This is a genomic window from Alloalcanivorax balearicus MACL04 (genome assembly GCF_025532145.1).
Classification (GTDB): Bacteria; Pseudomonadota; Gammaproteobacteria; order Pseudomonadales; family Alcanivoracaceae; genus Alloalcanivorax; species Alloalcanivorax balearicus.
The window spans coordinates 30,313-54,694 of the sequence record NZ_ARXS01000023.1; the positions used below are offsets into that span (position 1 = coordinate 30,313).

Sequence of the window (24,382 nt, forward strand, 5' to 3'; positions counted from 1 at the left end):
AAGTGTCCTTACTCCGATTCAGCGGCAGCCGTCGGAGACGGCTGGGTTTGATTCTGTGGCAAAGGCGCGGCGGTGAATTCAGCCACCCGCCGACCTTGTTGTTCATCCACGAACAATATTGCGACGGTTTCATGACCGTCGCGTAACGCCTGCCACACCAAAGCCAACATGGCCATCGGTGTGGCGTTATCCAGCGCTCCGGCACGCCCCAGCGCCAGCAACTGGCGACCGGCGTCCAAATCCGGATTCAAGCTCAGCGCCAACAAGGCGGCCTCCTCGAAAGAGCCGGAACGATAATCCGCATTGCTGATCAGCAGATCCGGGAGCGGCTGATCCGTCGCTTGTTCCGGGCGCAATGCTTTTGTCATCTTCCGTACCCGGGCCTGCGGGCTGTCCACGTCCCCGGTAGCCACGTCATAGGGGCCTCGACAAGACACCGCTTCGGCGTCTGTTTCGGCCGGCCCCAGCAGCACACCGGCGGCGCCTTCTCCCGGGATCATTCCCTCCGGAGTACGGCTGCTCATCAGGGTGCCCTGCCTCTGCAGCGACTGCAGACGCTCCGGGTCGATCAGCGAGGCGGCCGCCAGCCACAATTGCCACTGTTCTCCCTCATCGGGTTCGGCCAGACGCGACCAGAAGGCGGTTCCGCCCTTGGCGCCTTCAAACTGGAAGCGCCAGCCCAGGCCGGTTGCCAACCCCAGGTCCTCCACCCGACCCCGCATCATCTTCTCGCACAGCGGGAACAACGAGGAAGGGCTGGATGCGGGCAACATTACCCGTACCAGCACCGGTGCCGAGCGCGTCGGCGACGAGCGGTGCCGCAGGCCGGCAATGACCCGTTCATCCGTGGGCCCCTCCTCGGGACGGGCGGCGGCCAGTTCCATCAGTAATTCATCAAATACGGGCAGCAGTAAGGCCAGGCTGCGGCGAGTGGACTCCTCCACCGGCATGGTCATCCCCGCCAGCCGATTCAATTCCAATGTCACCGCATCCAGCGCCGCCGCGGTCAACAGCGGCACCGGAGCGGCGAATAACGGCAGCCCCTGGGCATCGCGCAAGGTGCCATGAAGCTTGGGGACCTGAGGTTTCATCAAACCTTGCAGGGCCTCTGTCGGAGTCTCCCCCGCTGGCAAGCGCAGCGCCGCGGCGAGCAAATTAAGCCGTGTCGGCGCAGCATCCGATATTTCCGGGGCCTGCGCCGGCGTATCCGGTTTGTCATTGGTTGCGGCCCGACGGTTACGCCGCCATCGCATCAGGCCCCATACCGACACGAGCACCACAAGCGGGGCAAGCAGAAGCCAACCCACCGACTCGCCTACGCCTGGATCGGTGTTTCTGATACGCCAGAAGAGAATCGTCCCGGCCCAGAACAGGGCGAAGACAACAATAACCAGCAAGATTCCCTTCAGCGCTTTACCCAAAGTCACCATCGCTTCCCGAAACGTTTTCGCTGTTCATATTTACTGTGCAACGGGGCAGGCATCTTTTTTCAGTCCCAGATCCTGGACCTCCCAGCCGCCTGCTGGAGACTCCGTTAAGCAAAAATAGCCGGAGTACCCCCGACCGTCCCTGTCATCGCCAACAGGGGATGTCATCATTGAGATGCCGTAGACTTGGCCGGTTTTAAGTCTTTCACCTTGCGGCATGGGCACTCGCACTTCACTGTTGTCAAAGGTTTGCCCCCAGGCGACGCAGTCTTTTTTGTTAATAACCGGATAAGGGGCGTCTATACCCACTTCCCAAACCACCTCAGGAGGCTGTGCTTCTTCGATTACCTGAATAAATCCAACTCGCCAATCCCTCCAACCAGGGTCCGCGAGGGCAAAACAGGGAACGCCATTCTTCCCAATCGTATGCGTCGTGCCCACAGAGGGGTGCCCCAAAATGCTGTAGCAACCGGCAACGGCCAGCGCCATAACAAAGACAATGCCCGCTTTCATTCATCATCTCCTTGATCAGGAAAGGCCTCAGCCCTCTCCAAACCACGCTCTTCTCGCCTGTCGTCCCGTCCGGGTTTTCCACCACCGGGCAAGTGGCGAACATCAGCGGGCTGCTTCAAAAAATCCACCAAGATGCTTTCCAGATCCGGCAAATGGTCCAGGCGCCGATACTCTTCCTGCACGACGACATGGCGGTTCCTAAGAATTTTCAGCGAAAAGTAATCGCGAATGATGTCACCCTGCTCTTCCATGTTGTAGTCAGAAAAGCGTTTGGCTGGGTCCACCTTGTATTTGTACGACATAATCCAGCCGAGCGGATTTCCGCGTTTCCACTTAACCGGATAGCCCAGTTGGTACTGCCAAACATGGGTCATTTCATGCATGAACCAGGCCTGATCTCTATGGTAAGAATTAGCCGGAGGAGAAAAGTCCTCCCGAAATCGGTCAGGATTGAAATACATCTCTCCATTAGGGGTCATTGCCGTATCGTTGGGCTGCAGCCCAAACCACAAATATTCACCGTTATGGACGCGGACCCGACCGTAGTCGATGGAATCACCAAATATCTGCCGGGCCATGGCGATTTCCCCGGAGGTCAGCCCTCGTGACTCACCTTCCGGCGTGGCCACGGTGGCCACCGAGCTTCCCACCTGCTGATCGCTGGTGGTTACGTTGCCCACGTCGACCTCCAGACTGGATGCCTCATGCCCGTGCCGTTGATCACCGCAGCACTCCGGCTGTGAGGAGGAAAGCGTCGCCTTGACCACCTTGCTCGGCTGGTCGGTTTCAATACGACGGCTGCGTCCGTCGTCATCGGTTTCCCCTTCGACCACACTGCCATCGTCCATTTCCAGGCGATAGTTCACCCCGGCCAGGGGGGCGCCTTTGGCGTTGACGAAGCGGATTTGCTCATCGTATCGGGAGGCCCGGGCGCCAATGACCGCGGCGGAAACGCCCACGACGGTGGCGAGGCCGGCGGCCACCGCACCGAGGTCGCTGCCTTTTTTGCCACCGCCGGCATCCACCACGGACGCTGCCTGGCTGGAGATCAGGGTCGCGCCGCAAGCGGTTTTATCGCCATGACGGGCAACGGGCTGGCCATCGACCAGATTGGTGGGGTCGCCGGTGGCGATGGTGGTGATGATGGGGGAAGGGCCGTGCTTGGGGCAGATGACCTTGTCGCCGACCCGGGCCACGCCCTTGCCGTCGATATCGGTGGTGGTGGAAGCGCCGATGACGGTGCCGCCATGGTCGGTCTTGTCACCCAGTACTATGATCGGCCGTGACATATCGCCAATCCTCACATCCTGTGAACGGAATCTTTCCTTAGCGCCGGCACCGGATGGGCGCAGGCCATTAAGCCGTCGGAGTATATCAGGGTTCCACCTTGGGGAACCAATCGCATCGACATTGTTGTGAAATGATTGAGAAACGGTTGCGAAGTACGCCGGGAATTGAGCCGATATTGAGCGATGCAGGCGCTAGGAACCACTTTGCGCATCAAGTCGCGCCTGGCGCGCTCGCCGGGCCGCCAGACACCGGTCGCGCAATTCCACGTGAACGTAATCCTTGAGATTGGTCCAGTCACCGCCCCAGGTTAAACCCGCCTCCTTGGCCAGTTCCCCGTAAAGGAAATACGCTCGCCGGGTCCACGGGTCCTCCATATCCCACTGCAGCATGCCGTCCTTGAGCGGAGCGCTGTCCACCGCCAGCCCGTACTGGTGACAGCTGCGCCAGGCTCCGGCCAGACTGGCCCCCTTGCCCATCAGTTTTTTCTGCCGCTCGGCGTCACGAAACCCTTCCACCAGCACCATCTCAACGCCATATTGCTGCTTCATCACCCGATAGATCGCCAATACCCGCTGGCGCAGGGCACCATCGACCTTGTCCCAGCGGCGGTCGGCGCTGATCACCTCCGGATGGAACCGCCGCATTTCAGCATTGGTGAACACCTCCGGTGGCGGCGGTGGTGGCGGCACCAGCCTTTCGCCCCGCAGCAGTTCGGCGATCATCGAGTGGGATTCCGCCAGATCGGTGCTGCGAAAAGGCTTCAACTCCACATTCTGGCGCAGTGACACCACCAGTAAAGGTGGCACCACCAATACCAGGGCCACCACCGCTGCCAGCACACCGTGGCGCCGCACGCAGCGCGGCAGACGCCATTGACGCCTTGGCGCGGAAACCGTCTCCCGTCTCCGCTCGGGCAACATCCACCAGCCCAGCCCCAGGCACAGCAGCAAAAACAGTGTGATCAACGCAACAATCAGAAACACGGCATGCCTTCCATGTCGATACCGTCGTTGACGGCACTCACCCAGTAGTTAGAATGCGGGAGGGTAATTTAACGGCAAGGACAGCTTTTGAATACCGGTCACTCAGCGGCGCCGAGTCTTGTGACTTCCGGCAAGGACGCGCCCGACACTGCCCAGGGAGGCAGAATCCTAGCGGACATGGAAGAACGCCCGGCCAAAAGGGGCGTTCCCGACATGCTGTCGCGCCTGCGCCGCGTCTTATCTCCGATCACGCTGATCGCCGCCGCGTTGTTGTTGATTCTGCCCTGGCTATTTGCCCAATGGTGGTCCACACCGATCCCCCCGGCTCAGCCCTCCGCCTCTTTGGCGCCCTCCTCTCTGACGAAAGTGACACCACCTCCGCCAACCAGCACGCCTGACCCGGTAACCGACGCCTCCTCGCACTCGGACCCGCTGGCGCGGATCGGCGGCGCGGTCATCATTGATGACCATCCGGATGAGGTTGGCGGAAAGGCCGGTGGCGGCACCTCCGGCATTACGAGCGATGACGCGCCGCCCCCCCAAATGGCATCGACATCCCCGGGAACCTCCGCCAGGCAATCACAGACGTCGGCGCCCCGCCGCACCGCCAACCATCTGGCGGCCTCACCCACAGCGTCACGCACGACCTCACGAGTGAACCGCCTGGACCCGGTGGAGGTGAACAACGATGGCACACTGGGTCCGGTATTGCGTGATCTGGTACGAGACGGCCATCTCAGCGAACAGCATCGTGATGTGGAAAGCGGCCGCAATGAGGCCATTGATGCCCTCATGCTGCGCATTTATGGCGAGACCCAGCAGACACTGGCGTCCCTATCGGAGCCACCGGCACCGCCGGTGTCTGAAACTCCGCAACTGCCCACCTCACTGGAGGTGCAGCAGCAGCTGCGTGCCTGCCCGCCGGGCAACACCCTCAACGGCATTCGCTGCCGCAACGAGGTCTGCAGCCGTTACGCCGGCCAGGACGCCGCCTGCCCCACCCCGCGTGCCAGAGCGCGCTGAGCCGCTTTACCGGATCTTCTCCGACACCGATACTGGGGTTCCCATACCGTCCCCATTCGGGAGCCAGCCATGAGCAACGTCACCACCGGCGGAGAGCTGATCGACTGTCCGGAGAACTGCGAACGTCCCACTGTTCGCGCCCTGCCCTCGCAAAGCAAGATTCTCGGAAGCGGCCTGCCGATTGTCCGCCACCTGCCGGTACGTGAACAACGCCGCATCGGCCCCTGGTGCTTTCTCGACCACATCGGCCCCACCAACCTGGAGGCGGATAACGGCGTCGATGTCGGTACCCATCCGCATATCGGACTGCAGACCGTCACCTGGCTGTTCGAGGGTGCGCTTTTGCATAAAGACAGCCTCGGCTATGAACAGGTTATCCGCCCCGGCCAGCTCAATCTGATGACCGCCGGTCGGGGCATCTGCCACTCCGAGGAAAGTCCGCCCGGCTTCTCCGGCCCGATCCACGGACTACAGTTCTGGATCGCCCTGCCGGAATCAGACGAAGACACCGACCCGGCGTTCTCGCACCACACCAAGCTGCCGCAATGGCGCCTCGGTGATGCCACCGTCACCCTGGTGGTGGGCGAGCTGGATGGACGCCGCTCTCCGGCACGGGTGTTTTCCCCTCTGGTTGGCGCTCATATCCGCGCCACCGGGGATACCACCCTGAGTCTGCCGGTACCGGCCTCCTTCGAACTGGGGGTCTGTGTCAATCAGGGGCATGCCCGCCTGGAAGGCACCGCCATGGATACCGGCAGCCTCTATTATCTCGGCCAGGGCCGTGAGCAGGTGACGCTGGAACTGGACGACGGCGCGGACATCATGCTGCTCGGTGGCGAACCACTGGGGCAGCCGGTATTGCTGTGGTGGAATTTTGTCGGCCGTGACCAGGCGCGTATCGAGGCGGCGATCAGCGATTGGCAGTCCTACCCCAACGACCGCTTCGGCGCGGTGGACGCCTACGACGGCCCGCCGCTGACGGCCCCGACCCTGGATCCGAATATCAAACTGAAGTGAACCGTCCTGACCGTGGGCGGTATTGACCGCCCTTTCCCGCCGTCCTGTACCGTGCGATAAAAATGACCTACCGCGCGGAATGTAATGCTTGCACTTTGGTTCCTTAAGATGTAAATCATAGCCCGCCCGATCACCGGAGCCGGCCCGGCGCCGGCTTCGAAAGAAGGAATCCATGTCATGACTCGTCAGCAGACCGGCCCCCTCTATTTTGGCTGGTACATTGTCGCCGCCGCGACCACCATTACTCTGCTCACCGTGGGCATGCGCATGGGGATCGGGCCGTTCTTCAAGCCCATCGCCGAGGATCTGGGACTGAGCAGGACAACGCTCTCCACCATCGTCGCCCTCGGCATGCTCGCCTATGGCATCGGCATGCCGGTGGCCGGTTTCATGGCGCAAAAATACGGCAGCCGGGCGGTCTTGCTGCTGGGCACCGTCATCGTCGTGCTCTCCAGCATCTGGTCGGTCAACGCCACCGACCCGTTCAGTTTCTTTCTGGCCTTCGGCATCCTGTTGTCGCTGGGGTTCTCCTTCACCAGCCCGGTGGCCCTGACGCCGGTGATCAGCCGATGGTTCACACGCCAGCGTGGCAAGGCGCTGTTCTATCTCTCCACCGGCTCCATGGCGGGCATCGCCGTGATGACGCCGTTGCTCACCTTCACCATTGAACGCTACGGCTGGCAGCACACTCTTATCGGCTTCACCGTGCTGTTCGTGCTGCTGGTGATCCCTGCGGCACTGATGATCATCCGTGACGAAGCCCCCGAGCATACCGATCTATTGCCCGGCGACAGCGCTGGCGGCAGATCCGCGCCGCCACTGGCGCCCTTGGCGCAGCTCACCAGCCTGGCGGCGATGCGCAGCCTGCCCTTCTGCAAAATCGCACTGGGCCTGTTTGCCTGTGGTTTCAGCATGAACCTGCTTGGCAGTCATGGCGTGCCCATGCTCACCGACCATGGCTTCGATCCCATCACCGCCGCCCTGGGCATCGGTCTGATCGGCCTGGTGGCGATTCCCAGCACTCTGGTGCTCGGTCATCTCGCCGACCAGGTACCGCGTCGCAACCTGCTGGCGGCCATCTATCTGATTCGCGGTCTCGGTTTCATCGGCCTGATGATGGTGCCATCAGTGTGGTATTTGTACGCCGTGGCGGCGGTGGGCGGCATCGTCTGGGCCGGCAGTATCGCTCTTTCCTCGGCGATCCTGGCCGACGTCTACGGTATCCGCTCGGTGGGTGTGCTATACGGCTGGGCCTACCTGGGGCATCAGGTCGGCGCGATGATCAGTTCCTGGCTGGGTGGCTGGGGTTACGAGACCTTTGGCACACACTGGGTGGCCTTTGGTAGCGCCGCGGCCATTCTGGCGGTGGCCGGAATGGTCTCCTTGCGCCTGCCCGACGCCCGCTTCTTCCAGCAGCCCGAACCAGGCCGCGCATGATTTGGCGGGGCCCCGACCCCGCCTTCTGTTCCGATGATCGGATCCGACGGTCAGACCTGTGGATGGCGTCGGTGCCAGTCGGTCATGCGCTGGAAAGCCCAACCGCCGCGAACCAGCAGATCCTCCCGGAAATGAGGCGCCACCAGTTGCCACGCCACCGGAGCGCCCTCCGCGGTGACCCCGCCAGGTAGGGTCAGGGTCGGGTGGCCGCTGAGATCGAAGGGGCAGGTGTAACGCATCATCCCTCCCAATAGGGCCTCATCGTCGGCAAAGGAAGCCATGGTCTCCACCGTCACACCGGCGTAGGCGACGGCGGGAATCAGCAGCAAATCGACCTTGTCGAACAGCGCATCCACCCGCCCGCGGAAGTCCGCCCGTCGCAACTGCAGTTTCTGGTAATCCATGGCATCCAGCGAACGTCCCACTTCGATCAATGCCGACAGCACTGGTCCATACTCGGAGCGGCGAGACGGATAAGTCTCCTCATGGGCAACCGCCGTTTCCAGGCCACACAGTGGGCTCCAGTCCGCCACGGCCTGGTCGGTGTCGGGAAAACGCACTTCACGGGGTTCCGCGCCGGCGCTCTCCAACACCTTGAGAGCTTCGCGCACCACCGCCTGGGTGGCCTGGTCCGCCGGCTGCATTCCCCAGTCGGGATCAAACCCGAGACGCAGACCGGTCACGCCACGCGTCATCAATGCCAAATAATCCGGCACCGGCTGCCGCGCGGCGGTGGGATCCAGTGGATCGGCACCGGCGATGGCCCCCAGGATGGCGGCGGCGTCCGCGGTATTACGGGCGATCGGGCCGATATGATCCAGCGATGCCGCCAGTTCGAACGCTCCATAACGGCTGACTCTGCCCCAGGTGGGCTTGAGCCCGGTGACCCCGTTGGCGGAGGACGGGAAGCGAATCGAGCCGCCAGTGTCGGTGCCCAGGGAGCCGAAGCACAACCCCGCGGCCGTGGCCACGCCGGAACCGCTGGAAGAGACACCGGACCACAAGGTTTCTCCCCAGGGATTGAGCGGCGCGGTGACGTCCGGGTGGTGGTCGGCGAAGGCGCCTTCGGTTTGCTGCAACTTACCCAGCAGCACGGCACCGGCGGCACGCAAACGCCGTACCGTGGTGGCATCCTCCGTGGGCACATGATCACGCAGAATAGGCATGCCATGGGAAGTGGCGGTGCCGGCGGTCCACAACAGGTCTTTCACCGCCAGCGGTACGCCGTGCAACGGACCTCGGGCCTGCCCCGCGGCAATCTCCTTGTCGGCGGCGCGGGCATCCCGCAATGCCTGATCCGCCATCACGGTGACATAACTGTGCAAGCGTGTATCCACCGCATCGACCCGTTCCTGCATGTGGTGGGTGACCTCCTCGGAGGATCGCTGCCGGCTCTGGATCTGCCGGCCCACTTCCATCAAATCCATATAGTGCAGTTCGTTGTTTGTCATTCTCATTGCTCCTCGAGCCCGGATTACCAGCGCCAACGCTAGCAAGACCGCCCACCCGGCGCTGGACTGAGAAGGACAAGCCGTTGTGCCCGGAAGGACAGAATCAGTGGCGCTCTTGCGGTCAGTGCCGCAACAGGGTATGCGGTGCCCTGCCGAACGTCCGGCGGAAGGCGCGGCTGAAATGGGAGACGTCGGTAAAACCGTGATTGAACGCCGCTTCGGTGACGCTGGCCACACGCCCCTCCTCCAACGCCCGCCGGCTCGCTTCCAAACGCACACGCCAGACCATGCCCATGGCCGTCTGATCATGGCGGGCGAAAGCGCGGGTCACGGTGCGAGGCGACACATGGTGGGCACGGGCCAGCGCCACCAGTGATAACGACGGGTCTTCGAAATGCGCCTCGATGAACCGGCAGAGACGTCCATGGAGATCGTGTTCAATGGCGCCGTCGAGAAACTCGCCCTGCCATTCCAGCGCCACCGCCGCCAGGTCCAGCAACGCCCGGCCAAACTGTTCCGCGGCGCCGATCCGCTCATCGCTCACCTCCAGAGTCGCGGCTTGCTGGATCATGGTGCGCAGGGGCGCCACCCCTGGCCGGTGTGGCGCCAACGCCTGTCCGATGCCACGCTCCGCCTGAGGGAAGCGTCTTAACAGAGCCCGACGCGGAAGCCGGACCAGATAAACCCGGCCGGCTTCCAGTGTGCATTGAAACGGCCGGGCGGCGTCATAAAGCACCAGGGTGCCATCGGCCAGCGGCGTCTGATGACCATTCTGTTCCAACACGCCATGGCCCGATTCGGCGAAGCCAATCCATAAATCCTCATCCGGATGGGTACGCAGATGACTGGCCTCCCGGCTCCACTGGTGTAACGGCGCCACCATGGTGCTGATGGCGCTGGAGCCGAGATCCCGCACCGACAGACGGCCATCAAACGGGGTTTGACTCAACAAACGGCTGTCGGCGGGAATACAGTGCCGGCACACCACATCATGCCAATACTCGAAGCGGCGGGGACGCTCAAGATGATCGGTGGCGTATTCCACATGCATGGGCGGGCTCCAGGCGGCTCGGGGTTCGGCAGGCGTATCCCGGTGCTCCCCCGGAGTCGGCCCGCGACCTGTTAAGCTGCGCCGCGTCGACGCCGATGGCAAGCTTTCAGGCCACCCCTTTGACGATGAATGCGCGCCAATCCGCACCCTTGACCCGATGCTGCATGGCTTCCTGGTAGGCCGGGCTGTAATACCAGGCGCGTGCCGCCTCCACATCCGGAAACTGGAGAATGACCGCGCCCTCCATTGCCGGTCCTTCCAGCACTTCCAGATCACCGTAAAACGCCAGCGGGGTGATCGGATGGTCACCCCGCGCGGCCTTGGCGCCTTGGGCATAAATCTCCAGTTCCGCCGGGTCATGGGTGGTTTCCTTCATCAATACGATGTACGCGGTCATAACGTTCTCCTGATTAAATTTCGGTTCTGGTAGGCCGGCATGGCACTCCGTCTGAAGCCAGGCGCCCGATCGGCCTGTCCGGGCAAATCGTCGCTTCCGACGATGGTTCGGCCCATGCCGCTCTTCTAGTTTCAGAAACGCTGGCCGGGCCGCCGCCAAATCGCACAACCCGGACCGCGGGACCCGCTAACAATAACGCCAGGAGGCCCCATGTATCTCACTCAGCCATTGCACAAAGCCCTTTTGGAAGTGCCCGAACGCACCGCCACGATCCACGGTGAACGGCGGCGCAGCTATCGCGATCTGGTCTCGAGAGTCTCGCGGCTGGCGGGCGGGCTGCGAACACTGGGGCTCGACGCCGGTGATCGCGTCGCCATTCTGAGTCTCAATTCCGACCGTTACATGGAAGCCATCTACGCCACCTTCTGGGCCGGCGGCGTGATCAATCCTGTCAACATTCGCTGGAGTCCGAAGGAAATCATTTACTCCCTGGACGACTGCGACAGCACCATTCTGATGGTGGACGATACCTTTTTGCCTTTGCTTGAGGAACTGCGGCAAGGATCCCGCTCGTTGAAAACCGTCATTTATGCCGGCGAGAAAGCCGCTCCCGCCGGCACCCATGATTTTGAAACCCTGATCGCCGACAGCGCGCCGGTGGCGGACGCCCATCGTCATGGCGATGATCTGGCGGCGGTGATGTACACCGGCGGTACCACCGGCAAACCCAAGGGCGTCATGCTCAGCCACACCAACCTGTACATCGACGGGCTTGGCTCCCAGGCGGTGTCCGGCATGCCTTACCGCTCGGTGACCCTGCACGCGGCCCCGACCTTCCATGTGGCCGGCACGGGGCTGATCCTGCAGGCCACCGCACGTCTGAACACCAGTGTCATCATTCCCATGTTCGAGCCGCTGGCGGTGCTGCGGGCGATCCAGCAGGAGCGGATCCTGGAGGCTTTTCTGGTGCCGACCATGATACGCATGGTGTTGAGCCATCCGGACTTCGCGCAATACGACCTGAGCAGCCTCAAACATCTGCTTTATGGCGCCTCGCCGATTGACAGCACGCTGTTGAACCGTGCCCGCGAAGCCCTGCCCCAGGCCCGCTTCCTGCAAGCCTACGGCATGACGGAGTTGTCCCCCACGGTCTCCATCCTCACCCCGGACTGGCACACCGAGGAAGGCTTCCGCAGTGGCAAGATGATGTCCGCCGGCCGCCCTCTGCCAATGGTGGAAATGCGCATCGTCGACGATAACGATGAACCGGTGCCCGCCCACACTCGCGGTGAGATCGTGGTGCGTGGTCCGGTGGTGATGCAGGGTTACTGGAACAAACCGGAGCAAACCGAGGACGCTCTGCGCGGCGGTTGGATGCACACCGGCGACGCCGGCTACATGGATGAAGACGGTTTTGTTTATGTGGTCGACCGGATCAAGGACATGATTGTCACCGGCGGCGAGAACGTCTATTCCGCCGAAGTGGAAGAAGCCGTGCTGCAACTGCCGCAGGTGGCCCAGTGCGCGGTGATCGGCATTCCCGACGACGACTGGGGCGAACGCGTCCACGCCGCGGTGGTATTGCAGGACGGCGGCACACTGGAACTGGATGAACTGATGGCGCACTGCAAAACACTGATCGCCAACTACAAGATCCCACGCAGCCTGGAAGTACGCTCCGAGTTGCCCTTGTCCCCCGCCGGCAAGTTGTTGAAGTACAAGCTGCGTGAAGAGCATTGGGGGGGACGCGAACGGCAAGTCAGTTGAGTCGTGCCTGTTTTACTGGTCATCGATGGTGAACGACACCGAGCCAAACGGCCCATAATCGGCGCGGTAAAGCCCTGGCACGAACGCCAATGGCTTGCCCACGGTGCCGGTCATCAGCAGGGTTTCATCGCTCAATGACCAGCCCAGCCGGCGGGCCTTGTCGAGCATCCACCGTGACGCTTCCGCGGCACCGCCAAGAGAAGTGTTGGCCGGCACGTCCAACAACAGCTCGTCCTCCCGATACAGTTGAATCCGGGCGCTATCCAGACTGGCCAGGGCGGCGTTATCCCACGGCCGTGTCTCACCCACCATAAAGGCGTCGGCACCCAGGTTGATCGCCGCCAGATTGGGAGGCGTCAGGTCCTCGGGGCGGGCGAAGTCCACGTTGACGAACTCCAGCGCTGGTGCCACCGACAGCGGTCGCCCCCCGGCGTCCACGAAGACCGCCAGCTCGCACTCGATCATGGCCTTGCCACGGGGGCACAAACGGCCTCCCGGCTCCAGGCGTCTATTGGGGTAAAGATGCCCCAACATCGCTTCTTTCAACCCCAGATGGTTCTGTATGCGCGGATCGGTCAGCCCCGCTTTCAATCCACAATGGGCCTGATCCCCGGCCACCGCTTCCGCCAGCCGGCGTGCCAGTTGATACCCTTCCGTTTCGGTCAAACCGGGCGGCAGTGGCGGCAATGTCTTGTGCCGGGTAACGGCCTCCGCGAGCAGCGGTATCCATGAAGTCTGATCGGTCATAACAGCGGCCTTTGCCATGCTTCGTCTCGGATGATTTCTGTTTCGATTATCTGATCACGGTCCTGTGCAACACCCGCTCATGGCCTTCATAACCGCCGTTGGCTTTGTGTAATACCGCCCGGTTGTCCCACATCACCAACATGCCCGGTTGCCATTCATGCTGATACTGGAATTCCTCCCGGGTTTGCCAGCGGTACAGATCCATCAACAACGCCATGCTGTCATCCGGTTCCATATCCTGGAATCCGAGGATGTAACCAATACAGCCGAAGATCGACTCATTGCCGGTTTCCGGATGCGAACGGATGATCGGGTGCGGCTGTACTTTGTAGGCATCATCGGAGGCCAGGATTTTGAAGCCCCGCCCTTTGCTGGAATCCTGATCGCCGTAGATCCCGTCCGGTGCGTAGGCCCGTTGCGCCGAATGCAGAGCCACCTTGCCCTGCAGCCGCTGCCGCAGTTCTTCCGGCATGTCCCGCAGCACTTTTTCCTGGTTAATGAAATCCGTATTGCCGCCTTGGGGCGGAATGGTGATGCCGTACAGAATGGTAGCCGCCGGCGGAGTTTCACCGAAGCTCCAATCGGTGTGCCAGCTGTCCGCGAAGATCGGTGAGGTTTCATCCGCGGTACGGCGCAGCTCGATGATATTGGGCCGGTCTTCCATCGAAGCGATATAGGGATCACCGGCGAACTCGCCGAAATAGCGGCTGAACCGCTCCAGATCGTCATCCGACAGGTCCTGGTCGGGAAACACCACCACCTTGTGTTCCAGCCAAACGTCCCGAACCGCCGCCACCGTGGCCGCGTCCAAAGGCCGGGACAGATCCAGTCCGTTAATCGTGGCGCCGCAGGCAGCACCGGTGGGGCTTACGGTGAAAGACATGGCTTGCTCCTGTTTTGTTTATCATGCGAACGACTATGCGGGAGCCCGCCGGTCAATACATTGCTGGAAGGCGAGCTTTATTTGCAGTTGGCGACACCTGTCCGTCCTGCCACTAACCGCACCCATCCCGTTCTGGTTATGCTTATCCGGATCAGGAGACGAGCCATGAACCACTTCCACGTGGCCCATCTGTGGGTTTCCGGACTGTTGCAGGCGTTCGAGAAAGTCGGCCTCGATACCCGGCAACTTGGCATAGGAATCCGCGAGATTCGTGAAGGGCAAATTATTGATGGTCACCATCTTGGCATCGAAGCCACCCGCACCCTGTGGCATCGTGCCAGTGCCATCAGCAATAACCCGCTGTTGGGCATTGACGTGGCTCGGAGGCAGAGCCCGCGCACCGGCGGCGTCCTGCTGCCCATCATGCTGCACAGCCCGACCGCGTTGCAGGCGTTGCGCCACATGGTGGACTACCAGCCCCTGCTCAGCGACAGCGGCCAGTACCGGATCCTCCCCAGGGCCGCAAACCGGGTGGTACGCTGCGAATATGTTCCGGCACCGGGTGCCGTGCTGGTCTCCAACCAACAGGTGCTGTCCATTGTCACGCAAACGCTGGGACTGCTGCGCACGGTCACCAACCATCAGTTGGAGGTGCGGCGCTTCCTGGTGCCCGAAGGGATGGCGGCGGAACGTATCGGCCAGGCGCTGAACTGTCCCTGCCGGGCACATTCCGGGAACTTCTTTCTCGAAATCGACGGCGAGGCCATGGCGGCGCCGGTCAGCGAGCGGGACGAGCACCTCTACCAGATCAATCTCAGTTACGCTGAAGGGCTGATTCGTGCCAAGCGCCGTCGGCAGACCTTCATCGATGGCATCAAGGAACTGATTGATGACGGCCAGCCCGCGCTCCGCACCATCGACGATGTGGCCCTGGCTCTGGGGTTGCACAAACGCGTGCTGCAACGTCACCTGCGTGAACACGACACCAGTTTTCGCCAGTTGAAGATCTCCGTGCTGAAGACCCGCACCCTGCAACGCATGATCGTTCAGGGCTGGCGTACCGATGCCGTCGCCGAGGAATTGGGTTACGCCGACCTCAGCACCTTTCATCGCGCCTTCAAGAACTGGTTTGGTGTGTCACCCCGACGCTTCAGGGAACAGCCGCATGTGTAAAATCAAGTCAGGACAATGACTGTGTCATGACGCCCCCGTGAAGCCCCCGGTGATTGCCAAGCCGGCCACAAACCTTGACTGCGTCACCAAACCATCACGTTGTTTTTATCGCCTGTTCTTATTCCGTTGCCAGTCTGCAAGCTCCTCTATTTTTATTCGCAGGATGCGCAACGATGATGAAAACAACCTTACTGGCTGCCTTGCTGGGCGGTACCGTGGGACTGGCTCAGGCCGCCCCTTATCAATGGAATTATCCGGCGCCGATCAAAACGCCGGGCAGCAACGATAATGGCAAGGTGGTGCTGTTCGACGCCTCTCATGGTGGCACCGAGGGTAACGCGGACTGGGTGATCGATGGCGCCTTCTCCGATTTCGCCGATGCTCTGGTGGCCGAAGGCTACACGGTCCAGGAATATCGAGGCGTGGATAAAAACAGCGACGGCGTCATCCAGTTCGTGGACGATTACACCGACCCCGCCAGCGCCAACAGCGATGCCAACGAGGCGGTCATTACCTTCGCCGCCATCAGCCATGCCGATGTGCTGGTGCTGGCGGAAAGCAACCGTCCCTTCAGTCTGGCCGAGCTGCAGGCGCTGGAGGCTTTCGTCGCCGACGGCAAAGGCATTTTCTTTATCGCCGATCATTACAACGCCGACCGCAACCTGAACACCTGGGACAGCACCGAGGTGTTCAACGGCTACAATCGTTCCACCCTGGCCCAGTTCAACATCGGTGGCGGCTATGGTGATCTGCGCAACCCTGGGAACCCCGGCAGCGGCTGGCTGGCGCAGAACTTCGGTATCCGCTTCCGCTTCAACGCCATCGATTGGCACAGTGGCGCCAGCGGCATCGAAGCCGCCAGTCAGGTGGAAGGCCTCACCACCGGTGTTGGCCCGGTCCTCATGGCCGGAGGCGCCACCCTGGCCATCACCGACCCTAACCGGGCCAAGGGGCTGGTTTATTTTTCCGCCAGTGACAGTCCCAGCCGCTGGAACCATGCGGTGGACTCCGGCCTCTATTTCGGCGGTGAAGCGGAAGGCCCCTATGTCGCCATCGCCAAGTCCGGCCCCGGCAAGGCGGCCTTCATCGGCGATTCCAGCCCGATCGAGGATGCCTCGCCCAAGTACAAGCGGCAGGACAATGGCAACAGCAAGAGCACCTACCCGGGCTGGACCGATGCCGGCAACGCCGCCCAGCTCAGCATCAATCTGGTCGACTGGCTGGCCACCCCTGAAAGCTACAGCCAGTTCAACAGCAGCGCCCACCCCGCCGGTACCGCCACACCGACGCCCATGGCCGCCGAGGAAATGGACGACCCGGACAATGGTCAACCCTGGAGCAGCCCCTCCAGCGGCTACAATCCTTGGGATGCCAGCACCTTCGACTACGGCGCCTACGGTGCACCGGAAGGTCCGGGCGGTGACAGTGGTGGCGGCGGAGATGGTGGCGGAGATGGCGAAGCCATTAGTGTCAGCCAGGCACTGGCCCTGCCCGCCGGTAGCAGCGTTACCGTGGAAGGCACCATCACTCAGGCCATCAACGGCGAGTATGCTCTGGAAATCCAGGACCTGGACGGCACCGCCACTCTTTATGTGAAACTGGAAAGTCAGTACCGACAGGAATTCAGCCCGCAGAACGATCCCGCCCTGATCGGGCAAAGTCTGCGAGTCAGCGGTGAGCGGGATCTGTACATGGGCGAGGCCAGCATCGAATACGTCACGGATATGCAGTTGACGGACACCGGCGCCAACCCCTGCGGTGCCGATGCCGCCTCGGTGGAACAGGCCTATGCCGCCAGCCCGGGTACCCCGCTTACCGTGATCGGCGAGGTGATCAGCGGCGTCAACGATCCCTATGCGCTGGAGCTGGGAGACCTGAACAGCAACGCCACGGTCTACGTGAAACTGGAAGCGGATCAACGGGCCGAATACAGTCCCGCCAACAACCCGGCCATGATTGGCCAGACCCTTGAAGTCGTGGGTGTGCGGGATCTGTACATGAGCTACCCCAGCCTGGAATCGGTGAGCAGTCTCGGCATTATCAGCGACTGTCCGTAGCCCCGGTGTTTATCCACGCACTCCGATCAGCCTCAGATAAATCGCGGTGAATTCTTCGACCTTCTGTTCGAAGGCGGCGGCATCATCGGGCAGCTCTCGTGCGAAGCGGGTGAAAGTGGCGTTCATCACCCCCGCCAGCAACTCCGGGTCGGCCACCGGGTCGGCCCGCCCTTCCGCCACCAGCCGTTCGACATAATGGGCCATGCGCCGGGCCGGGCGACGCCGCATCTCGTCACGCATGGCACGCACTTCCTCATCCCCTTCCGCTTCATGTTCCACCACCGTGAGCAGCGCCGCGTTGGCGGCATGGGCGGCAAGAAAAGCGCGGGTGGCGGCCCGCCCCAGCTCATAGGGGTCATCCATTCCGGGGAATTCATGGGCGGCAAGAAATTCATCCCGTAACGCCGCGACAACTTCGAGGAAGGCCTCCCGCTTCGAAGCAAAGTAGGCATAGAACGCCGGCCGGGACACTTCGGCCTCGGCGGCGATGGCGCCGATGGAAGTGCCGCCGTACCCGGATCGGGCAAAGGCCCGTGCCGCCGCCTCCAGCAGCACCGTGCGCATGCGATGCTCCTCGCCAGCCCGTCGCTGACGCGCCGCCGCCCAGGCCGGCTGATTCTTCCCGCAAGCCGGTTCCGCGGCATGATCCGACATCATTGTGGCTCCCGTCCCAGTTCCTTGAGGATCCGCGCGCGCAACTTGTACTTCTCGATTTTATTGGTGGGGGTACGCGGAATCTCATCGATCAGCCGAATGTGACGCGGCCGCATGTATTTGGGCATGGTCTCCGCGGCGAAATCGTGCAATGCCTGCTCGCTCAGCCGCGCACCCTCCTCCACCGTCACATAAGCCACCACATCGTCCTCATCGCCCTCGCTGCTGGCGATGGCGAACACCGCGGCCAGGGCCACGGAGGCATGTTGATTGAGCAAATCCTCCACCTGGAATGACGACAGGTTTTCGCCGCGCACCCGGATCCGGTCACCGAGCCGATCCAGGAAGGCGAACATGCCGTCTTCCAGCTGCATCGCCGCGTCGCCGGTATGGAACCACAGGTTGCGCCAGGCCGCGACGGTGGCCTCCGGCTTACCCAGATACTCGCTCATGATCAGCCCCGGCAGCTTTGGACGCACCGCCAGTTGACCCGGTTCGCCGGGGCCGCACCGCTGATCCTGTTGATCCAGTACCGCCACGTCCATAAACGGCGCCGGGTGTCCCATCAACCGCCTGGGCCGGTCCTCGCCGCCGGGCAGGACCGCCATGCCCGCCGCCGCCGCCCGCTGTTTGACCTCCTCGTGGGAACGGCCCCGGTACAACTCCGCGGGCGTGCCCTCGCCTTCCGCGGTCTCCTCGAAAAGCAAGCCGAGGGGCGAGCCCGATTCGGTTTGCCCGAACCCGGCGGTGACGAAATCAAGCCCGAACCGGCGCGCCACCAGAGCATGATGCTCGGGCAACGGCTGCATATGCACCTTGTTCAAGGTATTGCGCCGGTCATCCGGCCCTTCCGGCGCCTTGGTCAGCCACGGGATCATCACATCCAGCAGGATCGCCGTGGTCGCTCCCCGGGAGGCAACGCGTTTCCAGAAATCACCGGGGCTGAAACGGTTCCATACCGCCACCTCACAGCCCACCCAGGCGGCACGCGCCACATTGGCGATGGCGCCACCGACGTGATACATGGGCAGATCGTTGTAGACCACATCGTCCGGAGTCAGCGGTTGCCGCAGTTTGAAGGTGTACTGCGCCATCCAGCGATACGGCTGCAGCACGCCCTTGGCCGGTCCGGTGGTGCCGGAGGTATAGACCACGTTGGCCGGATCATCAAAGGACACGGTAATGTCCGGCCGCCCGGCCGGCGCGATGAGTGCCCCCCAGGGCAACTCGGCGAAACGGCTATCGACCTCGTCACGGTTATTCACATGATCGTGAGCACCGGCCGGCGGATCGTAGACGATCACCGAGGGCGCCGCCGCCAGATCACCGGCGACCTGGTTGACCGCGCTCAGCAGGGCCGGATCAGTCAGCAACAGTTTCGGCGCGGTGTCATTGAGCTGGTACGAAAGCAACCGCCCGGTGTAGCTGAAGTTCACCGGACAGTACACGGCACCGGCCTTCCAGATACTGAACATCATCAGCGCGCTCACCATGGGATTCAGGGTGAAGACACTGACCCGGTCTCCCTTGCCAATGCCGAGCGCGGCGAGGTTACCGGCAATGTGGTCGGTACGTTCGCCGAAGTCGGCGTATGTGAGGGTGACGCCGTCCTCGCCGTAATGGAAGAACGCTCTTTCCCCGGCCACCTTCGCCCAGTGATCGAGCCGTTCGGTAATGATTTCGCCGTCTTCCCGCAGCAGGGCGGTCAGTTCCGTCTCATTCATTGTGGTTTCTCTCCCGAATCAAAGTCTGATTTGTTGTTATTTCGCCGTTTTTATTGTGCCCTTGTTTTTGTGATCAGGGCCGCGTCCCAAACGCCGGCGGCCCAACCTGCTCGGGCAGCAATCGATAAGCATCGCGTACCCAATCACACAGCAAGGCGCGGCTGTCACGGGGGTCAATGAGGTCCTGGGCGCCAAAGTGCTCGGCGGTTCGGAACGGAGACGAAATCGCCTTCAGCTCCGCGGCGATTTCGGCAATGGTGGCGGCCGGATCATCGCTGGCTTCGATCTGAGCGCGGAACGCCGCCTCGATGCCACCCTGAACCGGGAGCGATCCCCAATCGCCTGACGGCCATGACCAACTGCGGCTGGCGCGGTGACGATTGATGATGCCGGCGCCGCCGACGCCGTAGACGCGGCGCAGAATGATCTCGGCCTGCGGTACCCGCGCCTGATAGACGGCGGCGATCGCCCGCGCTCCCGCACGGATAGTGGCGCGGCGCTCCGCCACCGAACCGATGGTCATGCCCGCCTGATCGGTGAGACTGACAATTGGCAAATGGAAAGTCTCGCACAGGTCCACCAGGCGGCCCACCGCCTGTGCGCCTTCCACCGACATGGTCGCGCCCCGCATCGGATCCGACGCGATCACACCGACCGGGTGCCCGTCCAGCCGCGCCAGAGCGGTGACGATACCGTCCCCGTACTCGGCATAGGTGAACACGGAGCCGGCATCGAAGATAGCTTCCAGAATCGGCCCGATGGCGTACGGGTGCCTCGGGTTGCGCGGGATCGCACTCAGCAGCGACGTCTCCCGACGATCCACCGGATCCGCCGACGCCACCACCGGGGGAGTCTCGAAGGCGCTGGCGGGCAAATATCCCAGGAACGTCCGGATTACCGCGAAGGCAGCGGCCTCATCGGGCACGATCCGTTCCACCGAGCCGGTACCGCGATGTATATCGGCGCCACCAAGCTCCTCCTTGGTAAGGTCCTCGCCCGTGCCACCACGCACCACCGGCGGGCCCGCGGTGAACAGCTGCCCCAGCCCTTCGACCATCACCGCCAGATGCGACATCACCAGACGCGCCGCTCCCAGCCCCACCGTCGGCCCCAGGCACGCCGCCGCCACCGGCACCAGGGAGAGGTTGTCCACCACCGCGTCCCAGGCCGGGTTGACCGGAATGTAAGTGAAGCCATTCTCGCGCGCCGTCTTGACACTGCCGCCGCCACTGGCGCCATCGAGCAGACGCACCACCGGCAGACGCATCTCGCGCGCGTAGCGCTCGGCATAGATCTGCTTGTCGTGGATCGCGGCATCGCCGGAACCACCGCGCACGGTGAAGTCGTCCACGCCGAGCACCACCTTGCGGCCGGCCACCGCCGCTGTCCCGGCGACGAAGTTGGCCGGCAGGATACGTTCGGCGTGCCCACCTTTGTAGTCCGCGAAACCGGTCAGGGCACCGATCTCACGGAAACTGTCCGGATCGGCCAGCGCGGTGATGCGCTCCCGCGCCGTCAACTTGCCCGCCGCCCGTTGCCGTTCGACTTTCGCCGTGCCGCCCATGGCCTCGGCGAGTTGGCGACGGCGTTCGATCTCCGCCACCTCCGCCGACCAGTCTTCCCCGGCGGCCTCGGCGGCGGGGTCATCGGCATGGTCCACGGCGCTGCCATAAGCAAGCAGATCACCCTCGTCAACGAAGTCGCCCACCGCCGCAACCACCGCGTCCACACGCATGGATTCCGTGGCGCGGACCACATGTTCCATCTTCATCGCCTCGACCACCAGAAGCGGCGCCCCCGCCGCGACCACATCACCGACGGCCACCTCGACACTCAGCAGCACACCTCCCAGGGGCGAGCGGGCGACGCTGGCGCCTTCCGGCGCCCTGGGCCCGGCGTTGCCGCCCTCCTCCGCCTTCACTGCCGTCGGCAGGTGGTGCCCGGGTCGCCGATGCTCAAGCAGTGCCGGAAGGTGCGTATCCAGATACCCGGTATCGAACCGTCCCCGCGCGAAATCCGGCTCGGTGAGAATGCCATGCAGCAAGCCCAGGTTGGTGGGAACCCCGGTGATTCCGAATTCCGCCAGCGCCGCGGCGGTTCTCCGTAGGGCGCCGCTAAAATCCTCGGCATGACCGATGACCTTGGCGATCAGGGAGTCGTAGCGGGGACTGACGCGGTAACCCTCATAGCCATAGGTATCCACACGCAAGCCCGGACCGGAGGGCAAGGTAAAGGTGTCGATCACACCGCTGCCCGGTCGCGGCGCGCCCTCGGCGTCCAGCGTTTCCAGATTGACCCGGGCCTGGATCGCGAACCCTCGCGGCACCGGCGGTTCCGCCAGGCCGATATCCGTCAACTGCGCTCCACTCGCGATGCGCAGCTGAGCCACCACCAGGTCGACCCCGGTCACTTGTTCGGTGATGGTATGTTCCACCTGCAATCGCGGATTGGCCTCCATGAAGAACACCTCATCACCGTCGACAAGGAATTCGAAGGTTCCCAGACCGCGATACTTCAACGCCCTGGCGAGTTGGAGCGCCGCGTCGATGATGCGGTCACGCTGGCCGGCTTCGAGCGCGGGACTCGGCGCGATTTCGATGAGTTTCTGATGGCGGCGCTGGATACTGCAGTCGCGCTCACCCAGATGTTGGACGCTGACACCGTCCCCCACCACCTGGATCTCGATATGACGGGGGTTACGGGCCAGACGCTCGACGTACAGGGCATCATTGCCGAAAGCCTGTCCGGCCTCGGACCGGCACCGTTCGAACGCGGCGGGCAATTCGCTGCGATCGGTGACCGCGCGCATGCCGCGCCCGCCGCCGCCGGCCAGCGCTTTGATCATCACCACTCCATGCTCATCGGCAAACGCCTCCGCCTCGGCCAGCGTGGTGGCGCCGGTGGTGCCGGGCATGACGGCAACGCCCTGCTCCATCGCGAAGGCCCTCGCCCGTGCCTTGTCTCCGAGCATGCTCAGGGTATCGGCGCTCGGGCCGACGAAGACCACTCCGGCCTCGGCGCAACGGTGGGCGAAATCCGCGTTCTCACTGAGAAACCCGTAGCCCGGATGAATCGCGCCACAACCGGATGAGACAGCGGCTTCGATTAGGGCAGCGGCATCCAGATAGGCAGCCACCCCGGTTCCCGGCAGCGCTACCGCTTGGTCGGCACGATGAACATGCAACGCATCTTTGTCGTCCTCCGGGAAGACCGCGACGGCCCGCCCGCCCATCTCATGAATCGCCCGGATGATACGTACGGCGATCTCTCCACGATTGGCCACCAGCACGCTGGTCACGCCATGGTCTGTGGTCCCGGCCATGAACACCTCTTTATTGTTGACATTAGTGTCAAAGGACTATGCGGGGCGCCCGTTTAATGCGTCAAGTCCTTTTACGTTTTTCATGGTTCTTATGACCGGCTCTTCCCGGTTGGCCAAAAGCGTGCTGTTTTCCCGGACATCGGAGCGGTTCCGCCGTGTACAACGACCTCTTCGGGCGTTACATCTTTACCTTCCAGACTCTCACCCCGGACTCTCACCGCGGCCGCAGAGCCGCCGGACAACAGGAACTCCGACCATGCAAAAAGTGATCGCCGAATCGCTGGCATCCATCACCGACTATCAACTGATCGAAACCGAGCGGCCTACCCCGGCGAAGGGGAGATTCTGGTACGCATCGCCACCTGCGGGCTCGGTTACGTGGATTCCCTGGTCGCCCTGGGTCGCTACCAGGTGAAACCCGCGCTTCCGCACACACCTGGCCGCGAAGTGGCGGGCCGGATCGTCGCGGTGGGCGACGGCATCGAACCATCACCAGTGGGAGAGCGGGTGATGGCCACCGTCAACGGCGGACTGGCCGAGTACGCCCTGGCCCCGCAAGCGGAAGTGCGGCGGATCCCCGATGCCATGACGTTCGCCGAAGCCGCCGGGTTCCGCATCAACTACCTGACCGCTCTGCACGGGCTGGTCGACCGCGCCGCGTTGCAACCAGGGGAAACCGTGGTGGTGTTCGGCGCCGCCGGCGGTCTGGGCGCGGCGGGCGTCCAGGTGGCAAAGCTACTCGGCGCCCGCGTGGTGGCGGTGGCTTCCTCCGATGAAAAACGGGCGTTCTGCCAGGGACTGGGCGCGGACGAAGTGCTGGATACCGAGCCGGACGGCTGGCGGGACCGGTTGCGGGCCGCCTGCGGTGGCGTGGCACCGGACGTGGTGTTCGATCCGGTATGCGGTCCGTTGTTCGAGCCGGCTTTCCGCTCGCTGCACTGGCGTGGGCGCCATCTGGTGCTGGGATTTACCGGCGGGCCGATTCCCTCGTTGCGAGTCAATCTGCCGCTGATGAAAGGCGCCGGACTGATCGGCGTGGATGTCAGGCAGTTTCTGCAGTTGGAAGAACAGCGGGGTCAGGCGCATCTGGCGCAACTGCTGAGCTGGGTGGATGAGGGCCGGCTGCAACCGCCGGTGGGGCGCGCCTTTCCTCTGGAGGCGTTCGCCAAGGCGCTGGAGTTCGCGCTGAGCGGCACCGGATTGGGTAAAACCGTGGTCGAAATCGCCGACTTGGAAAGCGCCGATCTGTAAGGCCGTTGGCCGCCGGATGGGACGACGATACGGCGGCCATTCCCTCCCTGGGTGCCTTATCTCAAAAAGCGCACTATATTTCAAAATACATATCATAAATCAATAACTCCACCCCTCCCTGCCTCTTGCCCTTGCCGCATCATGCATTATAGTACATGTCAGTGTACTGGCTGTACCTAGCACCGAATCGATAACCACAACAATCTCGACAGCAA

At 62.9% G+C, this 24,382-nt stretch carries 20 protein-coding genes; 8 read left to right on the forward strand and 12 right to left on the reverse strand.

The features are described 5' to 3' along the window. Window positions 1–8 precede the first annotated feature (8 nt). The 4 genes from MA04_RS16760 to MA04_RS16775 form a co-directional block, all read right to left on the reverse strand. Complete coding sequence (locus MA04_RS16760; protein ID WP_262461682.1) at window positions 9–1,091, reverse strand: hypothetical protein; 1,083 nt, start codon at window positions 1,089–1,091, stop codon at window positions 9–11. A 369-nt stretch (window positions 1,092–1,460) separates the two neighbouring features. Beyond that, complete coding sequence (locus MA04_RS16765; protein ID WP_262461684.1) at window positions 1,461–1,940, reverse strand: hypothetical protein; 480 nt, start codon at window positions 1,938–1,940, stop codon at window positions 1,461–1,463. Next, window positions 1,937–3,229 carry a PAAR domain-containing protein gene (locus MA04_RS16770; protein WP_262461685.1) on the reverse strand — a complete coding sequence of 431 codons (1,293 nt, stop codon included), beginning with the start codon at window positions 3,227–3,229 and terminating at the stop codon, window positions 1,937–1,939. The genes MA04_RS16765 and MA04_RS16770 overlap by 4 nt, the downstream gene beginning before the upstream one ends. A 192-nt stretch (window positions 3,230–3,421) precedes the next feature. Then, window positions 3,422–4,213 (reverse strand): M15 family metallopeptidase, encoded by a 792-nt coding sequence (locus MA04_RS16775; protein WP_262461686.1) that lies wholly within the window; start codon window positions 4,211–4,213, stop codon window positions 3,422–3,424. A gap of 177 nt (window positions 4,214–4,390) precedes the next feature. On the opposite strand from MA04_RS16775, the gene MA04_RS16780 reads away from it, so the two are divergent. The 3 genes from MA04_RS16780 (at window position 4,391) to MA04_RS16790 (ending at window position 7,690) form a co-directional block, all read left to right on the forward strand. Then, window positions 4,391–5,236: a hypothetical protein gene (locus tag MA04_RS16780; RefSeq protein ID WP_262461689.1), complete on the forward strand. Its 846-nt coding sequence runs from the start codon at window positions 4,391–4,393 to the stop codon at window positions 5,234–5,236. A 69-nt stretch (window positions 5,237–5,305) separates the two neighbouring features. After that, window positions 5,306–6,253, forward strand: coding sequence for a pirin family protein (locus MA04_RS16785; RefSeq protein ID WP_262461690.1), 948 nt, complete (start codon window positions 5,306–5,308; stop codon window positions 6,251–6,253). A gap of 177 nt (window positions 6,254–6,430) precedes the next feature. After that, window positions 6,431–7,690, forward strand: coding sequence for an MFS transporter (locus MA04_RS16790; RefSeq protein WP_262461692.1), 1,260 nt, complete (start codon window positions 6,431–6,433; stop codon window positions 7,688–7,690). 50 nt (window positions 7,691–7,740) lie between these two features. Here MA04_RS16790 and MA04_RS16795 read toward each other — a convergent pair whose 3' ends face one another. The 3 genes from MA04_RS16795 to MA04_RS16805 all read right to left on the reverse strand — a co-directional run bounded on the left by MA04_RS16795 (window position 7,741) and on the right by MA04_RS16805 (window position 10,589). After that, on the reverse strand, window positions 7,741–9,141 hold the full coding sequence (locus MA04_RS16795; RefSeq protein WP_262461694.1) for an amidase: 1,401 nt from the start codon (window positions 9,139–9,141) through the stop codon (window positions 7,741–7,743). A gap of 121 nt (window positions 9,142–9,262) precedes the next feature. After that, entirely contained in the window at window positions 9,263–10,192 is a 930-nt protein-coding gene (locus MA04_RS16800) for an AraC family transcriptional regulator (RefSeq protein ID WP_262461695.1), read from the reverse strand. A 106-nt stretch (window positions 10,193–10,298) separates the two neighbouring features. Further along, a complete protein-coding gene (locus tag MA04_RS16805; RefSeq protein WP_014994520.1) occupies window positions 10,299–10,589 on the reverse strand; it encodes a DUF1330 domain-containing protein in 291 nt (96 codons plus the stop codon). 210 nt (window positions 10,590–10,799) lie between these two features. Here MA04_RS16805 and MA04_RS16810 point away from each other — a divergent pair, with 210 nt between their 5' ends. Further along, window positions 10,800–12,356, forward strand: a complete 1,557-nt coding sequence (locus MA04_RS16810) for a long-chain-fatty-acid--CoA ligase (protein ID WP_262461696.1) — start codon at window positions 10,800–10,802, stop codon at window positions 12,354–12,356. Between the two features lie 12 nt (window positions 12,357–12,368). Here MA04_RS16810 and MA04_RS16815 read toward each other — a convergent pair whose 3' ends face one another. Next, window positions 12,369–13,103, reverse strand: coding sequence for a hypothetical protein (locus MA04_RS16815; RefSeq protein WP_262461697.1), 735 nt, complete (start codon window positions 13,101–13,103; stop codon window positions 12,369–12,371). Window positions 13,104–13,149: 46 nt separating this feature from the next. After that, the gene (locus MA04_RS16820; RefSeq protein WP_262461699.1) at window positions 13,150–13,986 is read right to left on the reverse strand and encodes a TauD/TfdA dioxygenase family protein; all 837 of its coding nucleotides are present in this window, start codon (window positions 13,984–13,986) and stop codon (window positions 13,150–13,152) included. A 165-nt stretch (window positions 13,987–14,151) separates the two neighbouring features. Between MA04_RS16820 and MA04_RS16825 the strand changes: the two genes are divergently transcribed. Both MA04_RS16825 and MA04_RS16830 read left to right on the forward strand, forming a co-directional pair. Further along, complete coding sequence (locus tag MA04_RS16825) at window positions 14,152–15,159, forward strand: helix-turn-helix transcriptional regulator (RefSeq protein WP_262461701.1); 1,008 nt, start codon at window positions 14,152–14,154, stop codon at window positions 15,157–15,159. Between the two features lie 173 nt (window positions 15,160–15,332). Next, complete coding sequence (locus MA04_RS16830) at window positions 15,333–17,216, forward strand: hypothetical protein (protein WP_262461703.1); 1,884 nt, start codon at window positions 15,333–15,335, stop codon at window positions 17,214–17,216. Between the two features lie 9 nt (window positions 17,217–17,225). On the opposite strand, the gene MA04_RS16835 is transcribed toward MA04_RS16830, so the two are convergent. From MA04_RS16835 to MA04_RS16845, 3 genes are all read right to left on the reverse strand, one after another. After that, window positions 17,226–17,873: a TetR/AcrR family transcriptional regulator gene (locus MA04_RS16835; protein ID WP_205475442.1), complete on the reverse strand. Its 648-nt coding sequence runs from the start codon at window positions 17,871–17,873 to the stop codon at window positions 17,226–17,228. Continuing rightward, window positions 17,870–19,594: a class I adenylate-forming enzyme family protein gene (locus tag MA04_RS16840; RefSeq protein WP_262461705.1), complete on the reverse strand. Its 1,725-nt coding sequence runs from the start codon at window positions 19,592–19,594 to the stop codon at window positions 17,870–17,872. The genes MA04_RS16835 and MA04_RS16840 overlap by 4 nt, the downstream gene beginning before the upstream one ends. 73 nt (window positions 19,595–19,667) lie before the next feature. After that, complete coding sequence (locus MA04_RS16845; protein ID WP_262461707.1) at window positions 19,668–22,916, reverse strand: carboxyl transferase domain-containing protein; 3,249 nt, start codon at window positions 22,914–22,916, stop codon at window positions 19,668–19,670. A gap of 256 nt (window positions 22,917–23,172) precedes the next feature. On the opposite strand from MA04_RS16845, the gene MA04_RS16850 reads away from it, so the two are divergent. Both MA04_RS16850 and MA04_RS16855 read left to right on the forward strand, forming a co-directional pair. Beyond that, complete coding sequence (locus MA04_RS16850) at window positions 23,173–23,331, forward strand: hypothetical protein (RefSeq protein WP_262461709.1); 159 nt, start codon at window positions 23,173–23,175, stop codon at window positions 23,329–23,331. Further along, on the forward strand, window positions 23,295–24,167 hold the full coding sequence (locus MA04_RS16855; protein WP_262461711.1) for an NADPH:quinone oxidoreductase family protein: 873 nt from the start codon (window positions 23,295–23,297) through the stop codon (window positions 24,165–24,167). Before MA04_RS16850 ends, MA04_RS16855 begins: the two co-directional genes overlap by 37 nt. The last annotated feature ends 215 nt before the right edge of the window (window positions 24,168–24,382 follow it).